Raw genomic sequence first — 16783 nt, 5'->3', positions numbered from 1 at the left:
CGCGAGGTGCCGGCCGGTCAGGTGGTGGCGGAGAGGGTCGCCTCGTCCGGCTCGACCGGCAGGCCGGTCCCGCCAACGGCGCGCGGCGTCGGCGGGTTCCAGTCCGCGTCGAGCTGCCGCCGCGCGGCGTCCAGGAACGCCTCGGCGTACGACTCGGCCGGGAAGTCGCCCAGGTAGCGGCTCCGGGTGGCCCAGCGGGCGGCGGCGAGCGGGTCGGTGTCGAGCAGCGCGGCCAGCACCTCGTCCACGTTGGACATGTCGCGGCGCAGCACGTAGCCCGAGCCGGCCAGCGGGAACCGCTCGGCGAACCGGTCGCCCTCGTCGCCCATGTCGGTGACCGCGTACGGCTTGCCGGAGTAGAGGTAGTCGGAGATCACCCCGGACACGTCGGAGACCAGCGCGTCCGAGCGGTTCACGCACTCCGTCAGGGTCAGCTCGCGGGTGGCGGCGGCGCCGAAGACGTGCTGCCGGCCACTCCGGGCCCGGTCCGCGGCCAGCAGCTCCGTGAGCCGGCCCAACTGCCGCGCCGAGGCCGGGTTCTGCGAGGTGTACGGGTGGGCCCGCAGGATCACCGTCGCGCCCCGCGCCAGCAGCCCGCGCAGCAGCGCCTCGGCCACCGGCAGGGAGCAGTAGTTGGCGTCCGCGTGGTGGCCCGTCCAGGTCGGCGTGTAGAGCACCGTGGGGTTCGGCAGGCCGCGCACCGGCTCCGGCCGGACCTCGATCGACTCGACCTGCGGCCGGCCGACCACCACGAACTTCTCCGCCGGGATGTCCACGCCCGCGCGGGCGTACCGGTCGACGGCGGCCTGACCGGCGACGAAGATCCGGTCGAAGATGGCGGAGACCGGGTTGGCGCTGGGCGCCTTGTCGCTGTCGCCGTGGTGCAGCTGGACGTGGGTGAGCTGGGTGAAGCGGATGCAGTGGCTGTTCTTCGCGCCGTGGTTGACGTAGAACGCCACCCGCAGGCTCGGCACCAGCGCCTCGTCCATCGCCTTGGTGGTGGGGCAGTAGACGACCGGCGCCGTGGTGGCCGCGGCGACGGTGGGCAGGAACTCCGGCTCCCGCACCATGACCAGGAACGGCCGGCCGATCCGCTCCAGGTACGGCAGCCACATGGTGACCTGGTATTCCGAGCCGGGCGGGGCGGAGAAGTGGAGCAGGAACTCGGGCTGGTGCCGGCGCAGCGCGCGGGAGACCGCCGACCCGCCGGCCCCCGGCCGGAACCGCCGCCGGGCCAGGTCCAGCCCGACGGCCCCGGCGCCGGCGGCGACCAGCGCGACGGCGCCCAGTGCCACACCGGCCGGCAGGGTCGCCGCGGCGGCTGCCGCCACCACGGCGAGCAGCCCCAGCAGGGCGTCGCCGAGGCGTGCGGCGACCAGGGGCGTCCAGGTGCGCACCGGCAGGTTCGCGGCGCGCACCTCCAGGCCGCCGGCGTCCCGCAGCGGCCCCACGAGCAGCACCAGCCCCAGCAGGACCAGCGCCGTCGCGGCCAGCGCGGGGTCGAAACCGGCGTCGAGGCGCCGGGCGTACCCGACCAGGACCGCCGCCGCGACCAGCGCGGTCTCGGCGGCGCTGTCGGCGCCCGGGCGGACCCGCCGTTCCCAGGCGGCCGCCGCGAGGGCGGCCACCGCCAGCCCCAGCCCCCAGCCGGTCGCGCCGGTCAGCGCGACGACGAGGAACGCCAGCACCGCCAGGCCGGTGGCCAGGGCGCGGGCGATCAGCTTCCGGACCAGGTCACCACGCATGTCGGCTCCGTTCCCCGCCGTGGCCCGAGACCCGCGTCAGCCGGCGCTGGCCGGGCTGGCTGCCCGCTCGGCCTGCCCCGGCACCGGCTGGGCCGGCACCTCGCCCGGCGCGCGGCGCACGTCGATGACCTGACCGGTCAGGTCCGAGATCAGCACGTCCAGCGAGGCCTGGGCGACGGTCTCGGCGGCGAGCAGGGTGTGCTCCGGTTCCTCGCCGAACGCCTTCGTGCGCATGGGGGTCGCGGTGCGCTCGGGGTTGATGCAGTTGACCCGTACGCCGAACTCGGCCCACTCGTCGGAGAGCGCCTGGGTGAGGTTGACCAGGGCCGCCTTGGTGGAGGAGTAGAGGGCGTACTGGGCCCGGCCCCGGGTGTAGGAGCTGGACGTGTAGAGCAGCAGCTGGCCCTTGGTCTGCTGGAGGTAGGGCAACGACTGGCGGGCGGCGATGACCGGCCCGACGAAGTTGACCTGGAGCACCCGGTCCATGGTCTCCTCGTCCATCTCGACGAGGGCGCCCTTCTCCAGGATGCCGGCGGTGACCACGACGTGGTCGATCCGGCCGGTGGCCTCGAAGGCGGTCTTCAGCGCCGCCTCGACGTCCGCGGCGCGCTCCACGTGGGTGCCGGTGCTGGAGCGGCTGAACGGGAAGACCTGCGCGCCGTAGCGGCGGGCCAGCTCGGCCAGGTCGTGGCCGATGCCGTAGCTGCCGCCGAAGATGACGATGGTCCGGCCGGTCAGCTCCTCGGTGTAGCTGCGGTGGTCGGTGACCCGGGGGGCCTGCGCGGCGGCGAGCTGGAACAGCTTGTCCGCGAGGTGCACGTCGACCGGGTGGGTGACCTTGATGTTCTCGTCGGAGCCGTCGATGACCTTGATCGGCGTGCCCGGCAGGTAGCGCAGCACGACGCCGCAGTCGTCGGTGGCGGCGAAGTGGGGGTCGCCCCCGGCGATCCGGTACGCCTCGCGGATCGTGCCCGACCGGAACGCCTGCGGGGTCTGGCCGCGGCGCAGCGACGAGCGCACCGGGATGTCGGTGATGCAGTCGTCCTCGTCGACCTGGATGATCGTGTCGGCCGACGGGATGGCCACGTCGACCGCGGAGTACGTCCAGAGCGCGTTCACGCACTCCCGGACGATCCGGCCGCTGACCAGGGGCCGCACCGCGTCGTGGAAGAGGATGTTGCAGTCGCCCTCGCCGACCGCGTCCAGCGCGATGCGGGTGGTGGCGTTACGGGTGTCGCCGCCCTCGATGACCTTGGTGACCTTGCGGAAGCCGGCCTTGTCGACGATCTGCTGGGCCTCGGCGACGTGGCCGGTGGCCATCAGCACGATGATCTCGTCGATCTCGGGGGCGGCCTCGAAGACCGCCAGGGTGTGCTCGATGATCGGCTTGCCGGCGATCTTCAGCAGCTGCTTCGGGATGCCGAGACCCAGCCGGGTCCCGGTGCCGCCGGCCAGCACCACCGCCACCGTCCGCGAGGGCCGCCACGGCGCCGGGGTCTCCGGTGTGGCGTCCGGGCCAGTGGTGTGGTCCTGCGTCATTGCCGAATCCTCACTCTCAGGGGTGCGTGAACAGACGGTTCCGCCCGCGCGGCGACCGGATGAACCTTAACGCGCCGACCGCGTCGCCCCAACGGGACGACGCGGTCCGCCGGCATCTCCGTCGATGCCGTCCGGCGCGCTACTTGCCGTTGGCGAACGCCTCGTACGCCCGCAGGACCTCGTCGGTCGGGCCGTCCATGCGCAGGACGCCCGATTCCAGCCAGATCGTCCGCTCGCAGGTGTCCCTGATTGAGGAGAGCTGGTGGCTGACGAGGAACACCGTGCCGGCGCTCTCCCGCAGCTCCCGCACCCGCTGCTCGCTGCGCTTGCGGAAGCCCTTGTCGCCGGTGGCGAGCGCCTCGTCGATGAGCAGCACGTCGTGCTTCTTGGCCGCGGCGATGGAGAAGCGCAGCCGGGCCGCCATGCCGGAGGAGTAGGTGCGCATCGGCAGCGAGGCGAAGTCGCCCCGCTGGTTGATCCCGGAGAACTCGATGACCTCCGGGGTCTGCCGCTGCACCTCCGCCGGCGGCATCCCCATGGCCAGGCAGCCCAGCACCACGTTGCGCTCGCCGGAGAGGTCGTTGAGCAGGGCCGCGTTCACGCCGAGCAGCGAGGGCTGTCCCTGGGTGTAGACCGCGCCGCGGTTGACCGGCAGCAGGCCGGCGATCGCCCGCAGCATGGTCGACTTGCCCGAGCCGTTGCTGCCGATCAGCCCGATGGCCTCGCCCCGGTACGCGGTGAAGCTGACCCCCTTGACCGCGTGCACCTCCCGGATGTTCGGCGCCGAGGTGCGGCTGACCATCCGCTTGAGCGCGCCGACCGGGCCGCCGCCCCCGCCGCCGCCCTTGTGCACCCGGTAGATCACGTGCGCGTCGTCGACCACCACGGTCGGCACCCGGTCCTGGACCCGGGGCAGCGTCACCGTCACGTCGTTGGACGACTCGAACTGCTCAACCACGGCCGTACTCCTGTTCGCCCCGCCAGAAGTAGATGAAACCCCCGACGCCCATCACGATCGCCCAGCCCACCGCGGCCAGCCAGAGCTGGAGCACGGAGGAGCTGAGCAGCGGCGCCTGCTCCAGCAGCGCGACGCGGGCCAGCTCGATGTAGACCAGCGCCGGGTTGAACTCGACCAGCCGGGAGGCCCAGGCGGGCAGCTGCTCCTCGAAGAGCGCCACGCTGTAGAGCACGCCGGAGCCGTACATCCAGGTGCGCAGGACGAAGGGCATGACCTGCTTGAGGTCCGCCAGCTTCGCGCCCATCCGGGCCACCGTCATGGTGAGGCCGGCGTTGAAGACCGCCTGGAGGATGATCGCCGGGACGAGCAGCAGCCAGGCGAAGGTGATCGGCTCGCCGGTCACCAGCACGATGGCGAGGAGCACCACCATCGAGCCGAGGAGCTGCTGGAACTGGGTGACCGTGACGGCCAGCGGCAGGCAGGCCCGGGGGAAGTGCAACGCCCGGATCAGGCCTAGGTTGCCGGTGATCGACTGGGTGCCGTTCTGCACGGCGGTCTGGGTGAAGTTGAAGATGAACAGACCGGTGCAGAGGTAGGCGATGAAGTTCGGGATGCTGTCCTGCTTCAGCACCACGCCGAAGATCAGGTAGTAGACCGCCGCGTTGGTCAGCGGGGTGAGCACCTGCCACAGCTGCCCGAGCCGGGCGTTGCTGAACGACGCGACGAGCTTCGCGTTGGCGTACGCGGCGATGAAGTGCCGGTAGCGCCAGAGCCGCCGGGCGTACTCGCCCAGGGGCGGCCGCTCGCCGGCGACCCGGAGCCCGTGGCGGGCGGCCAGCTGCGCCTGGGTGAGGCCGGAGTCGGGGTCGGCCAGCGCGGTGTTGGCCATGGGATGGGCGCTCCGATCTTTCGTGACGACGGATGAGGCGCGACGATGGAACCAAGCGGGGAGCGCCGCCTCGCCGCTGCGTGGACAGTAGTCCGAAACACGTCGGGACGCAACCGTACCGTCGTTGCGCTACATTGTTCCTCGTGACAGCCGAGACGAGCTCCAGGTGACGACCGGAAAGAGGCGGGCGCCGGCCGGCGCGGCGGTGCTGCGGGACGACATCACCACGGCGATCCGCCGCGCGCTGATGCAGGAGCTCGCCGCGGTCGGCTACGGCCGGCTCTCCATCGAGGCGGTGGCCCGTCGGGCCGGGGTGAGCAAGACCGCGATCTACCGGCGCTGGAGTTCGAAGCTCGAACTGGTGCTGGAGATCGTCGCCGCGGCGGCCACCGGCAAGCTGCCGGCGCTGGACACCGGCACCCTGCGCGGCGACCTCCAACTGCTCTTCCAGGTCGTGGCGCACGCGCTGCGGCACCCGCTGGCCTCGCAGATCATCCCCGACCTGCTCGCCGAGGCGGCCCGCAACCCGACCATCGACCAGACCCTCCAGCAGGTGCTGCGGGCGCGGCAGCAGGAGATCGGCGGCCGGCTGATCGGCCGCGCCGTGCAGCGCGGCGAGCTGCCGCCCGACACCGACCCCGAGGCGGCCGTCGACCTGATCGTCGGCCCGCTCTACTGGCGGCTGGCGATCGCGCGGACCCCGCTCACCGACGCGTACCTGGACACGCTGGTCGAGGCGGTGGCCATCGGGCTCGGCGCCGGCGCCGGCGTGCCCCGCCCCCGCGCGGCGGACGCCACGCCGGCCTGACCGCCGGGGTCAGCGCGGCGCGTCGACCGGCAGCCGGGAGACGATGTGCCGGGCGATCTCCAGCGAGCTGGTGGCGGCGGGGGAGGGCGCGTTGAGCACGTGCACCTGCCGGTCCGCCTCGACGATGAGGAAGTCGTCCACCAACCCGCCGTCGGGCAGGATCGCCTGGGCTCGGACGCCGGCGCCGGCCCGGACGATGTCCGCCGGGGTCAGCTCCGGCACCAGCCGGGCCAGGCTCGCCGCGAACCGCTTCTTCGACAACGACCGGGCCACCTCGGTCAGCCCGTAGCGGTAGTGCCGGCGGCCCAGCGCCCACAGGCCCCGGTAGGTCAGCTCGTCCCAGATGTCGCGCGGGCTGATCCGGCCCCAGGAGTAGCCCTCCCGGGCGGTCGCCAGCACGGCGTTCGGGCCGGCGTGCACGCTGCCGTCGATCATCTTGGTCAGGTGCACCCCGAGGAACGGGAACTGCGGGTCCGGCACCGGGTAGATCAGCCCCCGCACCAGGCCCTGCCGCTGCGGCACCAACTCGTAGTACTCGCCCCGGAACGGCACGATCCGCACCGGCGTGGGCACCCCGGCCAGCCGGGAGATGCGGTCGGCGTGCAGACCGGCGCAGTTGACCAGCACGTCCGCGACGACCTCGCCCCTGGTGGTGCTGACCACCACGCCCTCGGGTCGGGTGGCCACGCCGGTGACCTCGGTCTCGGTGCGCAGCTCCGCCCCGCCCGCCGCGAGCAGCTCGGCGAGCTTGCGGCAGACCGCCCCGAAGTCGACGATGCCGGTCGAGGCGACGTGCAGCGCGGCGACGGCCGCGACGTGCGGCTCGTACTCGGCCGCCTCGGCGGCCTCGATCAGCCGCGCCGGCAGGCCGTTGGCCGTGGCCCGCTCGTGCAGGGCGTGCAGCCGGGGCAGCTCCTCCGGGTCGGTGGCGACGATCAGCTTGCCGCAGATGTCGTACGCGAGCCCGTGCTGCTCGCAGAACTCGACCATCGACGCGCTGCCGGCCTTGCACATGGTGGCCTTCAGGCTGCCCGGCTTGTAGTAGACGCCGGCGTGGATGACGCCCGAGTTGTGCCCCGTCTGGTGGGCCGCCCAGCCGGCCTCCTTCTCCAGCACGGTGACCTGGTCCCCGGGCCGGTCGGTCATCAGCCGGTGTGCCACGGCGAGCCCGACGATGCCGCCACCCACCACCACGAACCTGGTCATCTCATCTCCCCTGCCGACGCCGCGACCGATGGTAACCAAGCCGTCCCGCGTGCCCGACTCGCGGACGACCCGCCCGGTTGGCCTAGACTGCTCCGGGTCCATCACTCTGGGGGTCACATGTCTGAGGTCATCGCGCTCGGCCAGCCCACGGTCGGCGAGGCGGAGCTCGCGGCCATCGCCGAGGTCTTCGCCTCCGGCTGGCTCGCCGGCTCCGGGCCCACCTGCCGCCGCTTCGAGGAGCGCTTCGCCGCCACCGTCGGCACCCGGCACGCCCTCGCCACCAGCAACTGCGGCTCGGCGCTGCACCTGGCGCTGATCACGCTCGGTGTCAAGCCGGGCGACGAGGTGATCGTCGGCGACTACACCTTCCCGGCCACCGGGCACTCGGTGATGTGGACCGGCGCCACGCCGGTCTTCGCCGACGTGCGGCCCGACACCTGGACGGTCGACCCGGCCGCCGTCGAGGCCGCGATCACCCCGCGCACCGTCGGCATCATCGCCGTCGACGCGTTCGGGCAGCCGGCCGACTACGACGAGCTGCGCGCCATCGCCGACAAGCACGGCCTGTTCCTGGTCGAGGACGCCGCCTGCTCCGCCGGCGCCACCTACAAGGGCCGGCCGGCCGGCAGCCTGGCCGACGTCGCCACCTTCAGCTTCCACGGCCGCAAGGGCATCACCGCCGGCGAGGGCGGGGCCTACGTCACCGACCGCGACGACCTCGCCGCCCACGCCCGCAAGCTGCACACGTACGGGGTGGAGGGGGCGCTCACCCGCGCCGAGCTGTCGAACCTGCCGATTCCGACCTTCACCGAGCTGGGCTACAACTACCGGCTCTCGGACATCTCCGCGGCGATCATGCTCGCCCAGCTCGACCGGCTGCCGGACCTGCTGGCCGCGAAGCGCCGCACCGCGGCCCGCTACGGCGAGCTGCTCAAGGACCACGAGCTGATCACCACCCCGTACGAGGCGCCCGACCGCGAGCACCCCTGGCAGTCGTACGTCGTCACGCTGGCGCCCTCCGTCGACCGGGGCGCGGTGGCGCTGGCGCTGCGGCAGCGCGGCGTGCAGTGCACCTTCGGCACGTACGCCTCACACGTCCAGCCGCTCTACGGCCAGAGCACGCCCTGCCCGGTCTCGGCGGACCTGTTCGCCCGGCACCTGGCCATCCCGATGCACGCCAACCTCACCGACGCCCAGGTCGAGACCGTCGCGGCCACGCTGGTGGACGTCGTCAACACCGCGGCCACCAGCCGCTGACTCCCCAAGGAAGGACACGCTCCGCCATGTCGAAGCAGACCGTCTTCATCACCGGAGGCGCGGGTTTCATCGGCCTGCACGTGGTGCCGATGCTGTTGGAGAAGGGCTACAAGGTCCGCATCTTCGACAACATGTTCCGCGGTGACCGGGACCGCGTCGCGGAGCTGGTGGCCACCGGCGACGTCGAGCTGATCGACCAGGACGTCCGCTACGGCGGCGCCGTGCACGCGGCCATGAAGGGCTGCGACTACGTGATCCACCTGGCCGCGGTCTCGATCAACAAGAGCCAGGCCGACCCGTACGAGTCGATCGACATCAACATGGTCGGCAACCACAACGTGTTCGCCGCCGCCGCCGACCACGGCGTCAAGCGGCTGGTCTTCGCGTCGTCGGCCTCGGTCTACGGCGACCCGAAGAAGCTGCCGATGCACGAGGACGACCGGCTCGACCCGCTCACCCCGTACTGCATCTCCAAGCGGGCCGGCGAGGACCTGCTCGGCTTCTACCAGCGCAGCAAGGGCCTGAACTGGATCGCCCTGCGGTTCTTCAACGTCTACGGCCCGGGCCAGAAGCCGACCGCCTACTACACCTCGGTGATCAACCACTTCGTGAAGCGGCTCAAGAACGGCGAGCCGCCGGTCATCGACGGCAAGGGCGAGCAGTCGATGGACTTCATCCACGTCCACGACATCGCCCGCTCGGTGGTCGCGGCGATGGAGGCCGAGCAGGGCAACGTGCCGGTCAACATCGGCACCGGCATCGACACCTCGATCGCGACCCTCGCCGAGATCCTGATCAAGGCTGTCGGCGTCGACGTGCAGCCGCAGTTCAACCCGCGCGAGGTGCTGGTCAGCCGGCGCGCCGCCGACATCACCCGGGCCCGCGAGGTGCTCGGCTGGGAGCCCACCATCGCCGTCGAGGACGGGATGACCGACCTCATCAAGACCGAGGTCGCGTGACCCAGTCGCCGTCCGCCGGGGGTCCGTCGTCGCACGGGCTCCCGGCGAACCCGTACAACCCGCACGCGTGGGTGATCGGCGAGCCGGTGATCGGCGCGGGCACGTGGATCGGCGCGTTCACCGTCATCGACGGCTCCGGCGGGCTGACCATCGGCGCCGGCTGCGACATCAGCTGCGGCGCGCAGATCTACACCCACTCCACCGCCCGGCGTTGCGTGTCGGGGCGTGCCCATGCTTCCGTGGACCGGGCGCCGGTGGTGATCGGCGACCGGGTGTTCATCGGGGCGAACGCGACCGTGATGATGGGCGTCACCATCGGTGACGGTGCGGTCGTCGGCGCGGGGGCCGTGGTCACCAGAGACGTGCCACCGGGGGCGGTCGTGACGGGGGTCCCCGCCCGGGTGGTCTCCACAGTCGAGTTGGACGGCGGCGATGTCCGGTTCGTCCCTGTAGCGGAGAGCTAGGAGCACCCCTCCCGTGCGTATCGCAGTGGTCAACAACTTCTTCCCGCCGCGCGCGGGCGGAAGCTCGCACCTGTCCGAGTCGCTCGCCAAGGGCTACGCCGCCGAGGGGCACGACGTGCTGGTGCTCACGGCCGCCTACCAGGACGCCCCGGCGGTCGAGGAGCGCGACGGGCTGCGGATCGTCCGGCTGCCGGCGTGGATGCTGCCGCAGACCCGGCTCGCCGTGAGCTTCGACATCTCGTTCACCACCCGGCCCAGCCTGCTGCGCCGGGTCCGCAAGCTGCTCGACGATTTCCGGCCGGACGTCATCCACCAGCACGGCCAGTTCTTCGACCTGACCTGGGCGACCGCGCTCTACGCGCGCAAGCGCGGGGTGCCGGCGCTGCTGTCGATCCACACCCGGCTGGAGAACCCGCAGGCCCGCTACGCGAAGGTGTTCCGCGGGCTGGACGCGACCATGGTCAAGCCGTTCATGTGGCGGTCCAAGCCGCGGCTCGTGGTGATGGACGTGCTCATGCAGGAGTACATCGAGGACCGCTACCGGGGCGCGCACTCCGGCCTGGTGCCGATCCCGGTCGGGGTGGACCCGGACTGGGTGGTCGGCGGCAACGCCCAGCGGGTCCGCGAGCGGCACGACCTGGGCACCTCGCCGGTGATCCTGTCGGTGGGGCACGTGATCCCGCTGCGCGACCGCATCGCGCTGGTCGAGGCGCTGCCCGAGGTGCTGGCCAAGGTGCCGGACGCGAAGCTGCTCATCTGCGGCCAGGTCTACTACGGGGTGTTCGCGGAGCGGGCCCGGGCGCTCGGCGTCGAGCACGCCGTCATCGCGGCCGGCAAGGTGGCCAAGAGCGAGATCCCCGACTACCTGGCCGCCGCGACGGTGGAGTCGCACGAGCAGGGGCTCGGCCTCGGCACGGCGACCCTGGAGGCGATGGCGGCGGGCGTGCCCGTGGTGGCGCCCGCACGGGCGGACAACTTCCCCGGCATCTCGCTGCGCGACGGCGAGAACGTCCTGCTCTGCCGGCCCGGCGACGTGTCGGGCCTGGCCGAGCGGCTGATCGCCGCGCTGACCGACCCGGCCCTGGCCAAGCAGATCGGCGTCAACGGCCAGTCGCTCATCCGGGAGCGCTTCAGCCTCGACCGGGTGCTGCACCGGCACCTGGAGGTGCTCGGCGAGATGGCGGCCGCCCGCCGCCGCTGACCGTACGACGAGAAGGTGCCCCCGACCACGAGAGTGGTCGGGGGCACCGGCGTTTCGCGGGACGGTGTCCGCCGGGCACGGGCCGGCGGGGCGGCGTCAGCGGGTGGTGACCGGCGCGGCGGCCGGGTCGGCGGCGGAGCGGGGCGCCGGAACCTGCTCGACGGCGACCGCCTCGTCGGGGGCGGCCTCGTCGGGCGTCCCCCGACGGAGCTGCCGCACCCCGGACAGGGCGGCGATGCCGGCGGCGAGGAGGTCGGCCACCGTGAAGATCAGCCGGGAGGCGAGCGCGATGCCCGTCGCCGCCCCGATGCCCCCGGCGCCGGCGAGGAAGGGCGCCATGGTGGCGACCAGCACGGCCTCCCGGACGCCGAGCCCGGAGGGGGAGAGGAAGGCGAACATCCCGACGGTCATCGCGATGGCGAACGAGCCGATACTGCGCAGCAGGCCGCCGACGCCGGGAGCGGCCTGGGCGTTGGCCAGCAGCCACAGGTGCACGCCGAACAGCGTGTAGCCCAGGGCGCTCCAGCCGACCACCCGCAGCACGCCGGGCAGCGTCAGCCGGTGCTGCAGCGGCGGTCGGCGCAGCACCTTGAGGACGATCTGGATCAGCCGGGTGAGCACCGCCGGGATCGCGCAGATCAGGGCGATCGGGAACAGCACGGCGACGATGTAGAGCGCCACCCGGACCGGCTCGGCGTACTCGGCCCCGGTCTCGGCGGTCGCGTCCAGCAGCGAGGGCAGGCTCAGCAGGCCGACGCCGAGCGCGGCGACCACGCCGAGCCCCAGCGCGACCAGCGTGGCCAGGAAGGCCCGCGCGCGCGGCAGCCCGGCCCGCCGGCCCAGCTCCATCTGCAGGACGTACGCCCACACGCTGCCCGGGATGTACTTGCCGAGCTGCCCGACCATGCAGATCCGCAGGGCGGCGGGAACGGACACCCGGTGCTCCAGGTCCTCCGCCGCGGCCCGCCACGCCATCGAGTTGGCGAACATCCCGGCGAGCACCGCCAGCACGGCGAGCACCACCGAGGGCCACGCCAGGTCGAGCCAGGTCTGCCGGACGTCCGGCCACTGGCTGACGACGCTCCAGGTCATGCCCGCCGCGATCGCCGCGATCACCACGACCCGTACGCCCAGCGAGAGCCAGCGGGACGGACCCTTCGCCGCGCCGGCCTGCTCGGCCGGTGCGGTCACCGTTTCGACCTGCGTCGCGGTCTCTGCCACGGCCGTCCTGCCTCCGCGTCGCCCTGACCCGTTGGGGTCGCCTGCACAATTCGCCGAGACTAGCGCAGCGCGGGGCGTACCACGAACCCAGCCCGGTCGGCGAGTCGGGCCGTCGCCGGGCGTGCGCGGGTTCTCGCCGGGGCGGTCCAGATGTGCCGGGGTCCTCGCGCGCTGCTACCGTCTGCACGCTGCCCCACACCCCAAGGAGAGCGCTTGTGATCCCGATTTCCGTCGTCAAGCTGGACGAGGCGGCCGAACGGTTGGCGGTCGAGGTGATCCGTTCGGGCGTCATCGCGCAGGGACCGATGGTGGCCCGCCTGGAGCGCGAGTTCGCCGACCTGGTCGGCGTCGAGCACGCGGTGGCCGTCAACAACGGCACCACCGCGCTCGTGGCCGCGCTCCAGGTGCTCGACCTCCAGCCTGGCGACGAGGTCGTCACCAGTCCCTTCACCTTCGTCGCGACCCTCAACGCGATCCTCGAGGCGGGCGCCACCGCCCGGTTCGCCGACATCCGCGAGGACGACTTCTGCGTCGACCCGGAGGCCCTCGCCGCCGCCGTCGGCCCGCGCACCAAGGTGCTCATGCCGGTCCACCTGTACGGCCAGCCCGCCGACATGGACGCGATCGCCCCGCTGGCGCGGCAGCACGGCCTCGGCCTCGTCGAGGACACCGCCCAGTCGCTCGGTGCCACGATCTCCGGGCGCGGCGCCGGCAGCTTCGGGCTCGGCACCTTCTCGCTGTACGCCACCAAGAACCTCACCACGGGTGAGGGCGGCATGATCACCACCGACGACGCCGGCCTCGCCGACCGGCTGCGGGTGCTGCGCAACCAGGGTATGCGGCAGCGCTACCAGTACGAGGTGGCTGGGCACAACTACCGCCTCACCGACCTGCAGGCCGCGCTGGGCATCCCGCAGATCGCCGCGTACGGCGAGAACGTCAAGCGCCGCAAGGACAACGCCGCCCGGCTCTCCGCCGGCCTGGCCGACGTCCCCGGGCTGCGCCTGCCGACCGAGCTGCCCGGCCGCTCGCACGTCTGGCACCAGTACACGGTGCTGGTCACCGACGAGGCTCCGGTGAGCCGCGACGAGGTGATCACCCGGCTGACCGAGCGCGGCGTGGGCTGCGGCATCTACTACCCGAAGACCGTCTACGACTACGACTGCTACCGGGACCACCCCCGCGTGGTCGCCGACCCGGCGCCGGTGACCGACCGGGTCGTGCGCCAGTGCGTCTCGCTGCCGGTGCACCACCACCTCTCCGACAGCGACGTCGACCAGGTCGTCGAGGCCGTCCGCGCGGCGGTGGGCGCATGACCGCCAAGCTGCGTTTCGCCCTGGTCGGCACCGGGATGATGGGCTCGCTGCACGCCCGGGTGATCGCCCAGTCCGACCGGGCCGAGCTGGCCCGGGTGATCGAGCCCCGGCGCTCCGTCGGCCAGCAGATCGCCGAGCGGTACGGGGCCGGCTGGGCCCCGAACGCCGACGACCTCTCCGACGTCGACGCCGTGGTGATCGCCGCGCCGACCGAGTTCCACCACGGCCTCGCCGACCAGGTGCTCGCCGCCGACAAGCCGCTGCTGATCGAGAAGCCGGTCTGCGGCAGCCTCGCCGAGACCGAGGAGATCGTGGCCACCGCCGGCAAGCGCGGCGTGCCGCTGCTGTGCGGCCTGCTGGAGCGGTTCAACCCGGCGGTGCTGACCGCCCTCGCCCTGGTCGACCGCCCGGTGCACCTGGCCGCCACCCGGCACTCGCCGTACGCGCCGCGGATCCGCACCGGGGTCGCCTGGGACCTGCTCATCCACGACGTCGACCTGGCGATCCAGGCGTTCGGCGGCGAGGAGCCGGTGGGGGTCCGGGGCACCTTCGGCCACTTCCACCCGGACTCGCTCGCCGAGGCGGAGGACGTGGCGGAGACGGTGCTGAACTTCGGCAGCGGCGCCCTGGCCAACGTCTCGGCCAGCCGGATCGGGCAGCGCAAGGTGCGGACGCTGGTGATCAGCGAGGTCGACCGGCTGATCGAGGCGGACCTGATCCGCAAGGACGTGACCATCTACCGGCACGTCTCGTCGGACGCGGCCACGCCGGACGGGCGCGGCTACCGGCAGCAGAGCATCATCGAGGTGCCGGAGCTGCTCACCAACCGGGAGCCGCTCGCCGCCCAGCTCGACCACTTCCTGGACATCGTCGCCGGCACGGCCGACGCCGACGTGGAGCGGCAGCGCATCCTGCCCGCGCACCGGGTGGTCGGCCGGCTCTTCGCCGACAACGGGCGCTGACGGACCGACACGGAAGGGGCGGGGCGACCACGGTCGCCCCGCCCCTTCGTCGTCCTCCGGCCCGTCGCGCTCAGCCCCCGGTGGCGCAGCTCCGGCCGGCCTCGGTGACCCGGTAGATGCTGATCCGCCCGATCGTGTGGGCCAGCTCCAGCCGGTCGCTGGCCTCCAGCCGCTCGCGCTCGTAGTGCTTGTCCCAGGCGCCGGGCATGTTCCGCTTTCCGACCACCACGTACGAGATGTTGAACTGGCGCACCTCGCACCCGGCGGGCCGGGCGTCGGCGTTGTTCACCAGCCAGTTCCACGCGTCCCACCGCCGCTCGTAGTTCTCGGTCGGCAGGCCGGGCAACGGCGGGATGCCGAACAGCAGCGGCACCTCGTAGTCGGCGTAGGCCCAGGTGATGAACTCGTGGTGCCGGTCGTAGGCGACGGTGGCGCCGGGCGGGTTGTTCTCCGCCAGCCACTCGTACGCCTTCTCGTAGGAGGCGCCCACCGGCGCCCGGCCCTTGAACGCGCCGCGCAGCGGCTGCCAGCTCGCCGGCACCGCGGCGAGGCCGAGCAGCACCGCCACCAGCACCCCCGCGGCGACCGCCGTCGGCGCCTCCGACCCGCGCAGCGCCCCGGCCTTCGCGGCGACGCGGGTCAGCAGCCACTGCACGGCCAGCCCCAGCACCACCGCGCCGGCGACCGCCAGCAGCCCGTACACCGGGAAGATCATCGAGCGGACCCGCTCCCGGACGCCGTACCACAGGCTGGAGAGCGTCATCGCGGCCGTCGAGTCGGACGCGGCGGTCCACACCCCGATCGCCGTCCAGACCACGCCGGCGGCGAACCACGGCCGGGCCCACCGCAGCCGCGGCAGCACCAGGCAGAGCGGGGAGAGCAGCAGGCACGGGATGACGAGCCAGAGGCCGACCTGGATCGTCGGCTCGCTGAGCTGGAAGTCCGCGCCGCCGACCCCCGGGTAGGCGAACAGGACGTACCGCTGCGGGTCGGTGACCCAGTACTCGAACGAGTCGCCGTACCTGCCGAGCAGGGCGGGCGGGTTGGACAGCCGCTCGCCGTTGGCGCCGGCCAGCACCCCGAGCAGCGGGAGCAGCGGCACCAGCGCGGCCAGCACCATCGCGCCGGCCGACGCGGCGACCCGGCGCAGCACCCACCGGCCGCGTACGGCCAGCAGCATGCCGATCGCCAGGACGGCGATGAACAGCACGTCGTACGTGTGCGTCATGACGATCCCGGCGCCGCACAGGCCGGCGAGCAGGCCCAGCCGGACCGGGTGGGCGCCACGCACGGCGAGCGCGATCAGCAGCGCGATCGCCCCGGCCATGCAGGGGGCGGTCTGCTCGGTGATCCGACCCGTGATCACCGACATCCACATCGGGCCGAGCACGGCCGGCGCGGCGGCGGCGCTGGCGGCCACCACCGGCCTGCCGCCGAGGGCCCGGACGCAGGCGTAGACGGCCGCCACCAGCGCGAGCGGCCCGACGAGGATCGACCAGGCGCTCAGCACGGTGCTGATCCGCCCGCCGGAGATCTCCGCCGCCTGGGCCCAGGCCACGTTGGCCGCGAGCGGGTAGAAGGAGCAGGACAGCGCCGGATCGGTGGAACCGCTGGTGCAGGCCGAGGAGATCAGCACGCTGTCGGTGTCCATGATCCGCCGGGTGAGGAAGCCGTGGTTCATGGCGTCCCACCCGGGCGGGGCGACGAGCCGGCCCAGCATCAGCCAGCCGAAGGCGACGCTGACCGCGGCGGGCACGGCGATCCCGAGGACGTCGGCGCGGCCGGGGCGTACCGCCGGCAGCCGCAGCCGGGTGATCCGCGCCCGCCACCCGGCGTCGGTCGGCCGCCCGGCGGCGTCGCCGTCGACGGTGGCGGTGCGGTCGGCGGCGTCCGGCTCGACCAGGCCGCGGGTCACCAGCCGGGACGCGAGCACCGCGAGGCCGGCGAGCAGCACCTCGGCGGCGAGCACCGCCAGCGGACCGTCCGGCAGCCCGAGTTTCGGCAGCCATGTCATGGCGAGGGTGACCAGGCCCAGGGTCAACGCCGGGGCGGCGGCCCAGGTGGCCCACCGGTAGCGTCCCGGGGGCAGCGCGAATCCGAGCAGCGCGCCGGGCACGACGGCGACGGCGAGCGCGATGAGGCTGGTCAAACCGTGGATCCTTTCGAACGGAACTCGCGGTTGCCCCGCGGCGGCTGGTGCGCGGAGCCGAGGTGCGGCCGCCCGTGCGGCCACCCGGTCGGCGAGCGGCCGGACCAGT

13 protein-coding genes and 1 pseudogene are annotated in these 16783 nt (G+C 73.1%); 7 read left to right on the top strand and 7 right to left on the bottom strand.

The annotated features are described in order from the left end of the window. Positions 1–17 precede the first annotated feature (17 nt). The 4 genes from AB0G14_RS07705 to AB0G14_RS07690 all read right to left on the bottom strand — a co-directional run bounded on the left by AB0G14_RS07705 (position 18) and on the right by AB0G14_RS07690 (position 5131). Complete coding sequence (locus AB0G14_RS07705; protein WP_357694804.1) at positions 18–1745, bottom strand: CDP-glycerol glycerophosphotransferase family protein; 1728 nt, start codon at positions 1743–1745, stop codon at positions 18–20. Between the two features lie 36 nt (positions 1746–1781). Next, positions 1782–3284 carry a bifunctional cytidylyltransferase/SDR family oxidoreductase gene (locus AB0G14_RS07700; protein WP_357694802.1) on the bottom strand — a complete coding sequence of 501 codons (1503 nt, stop codon included), beginning with the start codon at positions 3282–3284 and terminating at the stop codon, positions 1782–1784. Positions 3285–3423: 139 nt separating this feature from the next. After that, the gene (locus AB0G14_RS07695) at positions 3424–4242 is read right to left on the bottom strand and encodes an ABC transporter ATP-binding protein (RefSeq protein ID WP_357694800.1); all 819 of its coding nucleotides are present in this window, start codon (positions 4240–4242) and stop codon (positions 3424–3426) included. Then, positions 4235–5131, bottom strand: coding sequence for an ABC transporter permease (locus tag AB0G14_RS07690; RefSeq protein WP_357694798.1), 897 nt, complete (start codon positions 5129–5131; stop codon positions 4235–4237). The genes AB0G14_RS07695 and AB0G14_RS07690 overlap by 8 nt, the downstream gene beginning before the upstream one ends. Positions 5132–5297: 166 nt before the next feature. Here AB0G14_RS07690 and AB0G14_RS07685 point away from each other — a divergent pair, with 166 nt between their 5' ends. Next, complete coding sequence (locus AB0G14_RS07685) at positions 5298–5939, top strand: TetR/AcrR family transcriptional regulator (protein ID WP_357694796.1); 642 nt, start codon at positions 5298–5300, stop codon at positions 5937–5939. 9 nt (positions 5940–5948) lie between these two features. Here AB0G14_RS07685 and lhgO read toward each other — a convergent pair whose 3' ends face one another. After that, positions 5949–7145 carry an L-2-hydroxyglutarate oxidase gene (gene lhgO / locus AB0G14_RS07680; RefSeq protein WP_357694794.1) on the bottom strand — a complete coding sequence of 399 codons (1197 nt, stop codon included), beginning with the start codon at positions 7143–7145 and terminating at the stop codon, positions 5949–5951. Between the two features lie 117 nt (positions 7146–7262). Between lhgO and AB0G14_RS07675 the strand changes: the two genes are divergently transcribed. From AB0G14_RS07675 to AB0G14_RS07660, 4 genes and pseudogenes are all read left to right on the top strand, one after another. After that, positions 7263–8402 (top strand): DegT/DnrJ/EryC1/StrS family aminotransferase, encoded by a 1140-nt coding sequence (locus AB0G14_RS07675; RefSeq protein ID WP_357694792.1) that lies wholly within the window; start codon positions 7263–7265, stop codon positions 8400–8402. 26 nt (positions 8403–8428) lie between these two features. Continuing rightward, on the top strand, positions 8429–9361 hold the full coding sequence (locus AB0G14_RS07670; RefSeq protein WP_350677830.1) for an NAD-dependent epimerase/dehydratase family protein: 933 nt from the start codon (positions 8429–8431) through the stop codon (positions 9359–9361). Between the two features lie 251 nt (positions 9362–9612). Then, positions 9613–9825 (top strand): annotated as a pseudogene (locus AB0G14_RS07665) (DapH/DapD/GlmU-related protein); the annotation flags it as partial. A 13-nt stretch (positions 9826–9838) separates the two neighbouring features. After that, entirely contained in the window at positions 9839–11026 is a 1188-nt protein-coding gene (locus tag AB0G14_RS07660; RefSeq protein ID WP_357694789.1) for a glycosyltransferase family 4 protein, read from the top strand. A gap of 96 nt (positions 11027–11122) precedes the next feature. Here the strand turns inward: AB0G14_RS07660 and AB0G14_RS07655 are convergent, their stop codons facing one another. Then, positions 11123–12247, bottom strand: coding sequence for a lysylphosphatidylglycerol synthase domain-containing protein (locus AB0G14_RS07655; protein WP_357694787.1), 1125 nt, complete (start codon positions 12245–12247; stop codon positions 11123–11125). 215 nt (positions 12248–12462) lie between these two features. Between AB0G14_RS07655 and AB0G14_RS07650 the strand changes: the two genes are divergently transcribed. Next, positions 12463–13563: a DegT/DnrJ/EryC1/StrS family aminotransferase gene (locus AB0G14_RS07650; protein WP_357694785.1), complete on the top strand. Its 1101-nt coding sequence runs from the start codon at positions 12463–12465 to the stop codon at positions 13561–13563. Continuing rightward, entirely contained in the window at positions 13560–14525 is a 966-nt protein-coding gene (locus AB0G14_RS07645; protein ID WP_357694783.1) for a Gfo/Idh/MocA family oxidoreductase, read from the top strand. Before AB0G14_RS07650 ends, AB0G14_RS07645 begins: the two co-directional genes overlap by 4 nt. 70 nt (positions 14526–14595) lie before the next feature. On the opposite strand, the gene AB0G14_RS07640 is transcribed toward AB0G14_RS07645, so the two are convergent. After that, complete coding sequence (locus AB0G14_RS07640; protein ID WP_357694781.1) at positions 14596–16674, bottom strand: DUF6541 family protein; 2079 nt, start codon at positions 16672–16674, stop codon at positions 14596–14598. Between the last annotated feature and the right edge of the window lie 109 nt (positions 16675–16783).

This window comes from Micromonospora sp. NPDC023814 (genome assembly GCF_040639595.1).
Taxonomy (GTDB): Bacteria; Actinomycetota; Actinomycetes; order Mycobacteriales; family Micromonosporaceae; genus Micromonospora.
Note: the sequence above shows the minus strand (reverse complement) of the source record. Positions and strands in the feature narration are given on the sequence as shown.

Coding starts and splice junctions, on each gene's coding strand:
- AB0G14_RS07705 (WP_357694804.1), bottom strand. CDS start 1,745: ATGCGTGGTGACCTGGTCCGGAAGCTGATCGCCCGCGCCCTGGCCACC.
- AB0G14_RS07700 (WP_357694802.1), bottom strand. CDS start 3,284: ATGACGCAGGACCACACCACTGGCCCGGACGCCACACCGGAGACCCCG.
- AB0G14_RS07690 (WP_357694798.1), bottom strand. CDS start 5,131: ATGGCCAACACCGCGCTGGCCGACCCCGACTCCGGCCTCACCCAGGCG.
- lhgO (WP_357694794.1), bottom strand. CDS start 7,145: ATGACCAGGTTCGTGGTGGTGGGTGGCGGCATCGTCGGGCTCGCCGTG.
- AB0G14_RS07675 (WP_357694792.1), top strand. CDS start 7,263: ATGTCTGAGGTCATCGCGCTCGGCCAGCCCACGGTCGGCGAGGCGGAG.
- AB0G14_RS07670 (WP_350677830.1), top strand. CDS start 8,429: ATGTCGAAGCAGACCGTCTTCATCACCGGAGGCGCGGGTTTCATCGGC.
- AB0G14_RS07645 (WP_357694783.1), top strand. CDS start 13,560: ATGACCGCCAAGCTGCGTTTCGCCCTGGTCGGCACCGGGATGATGGGC.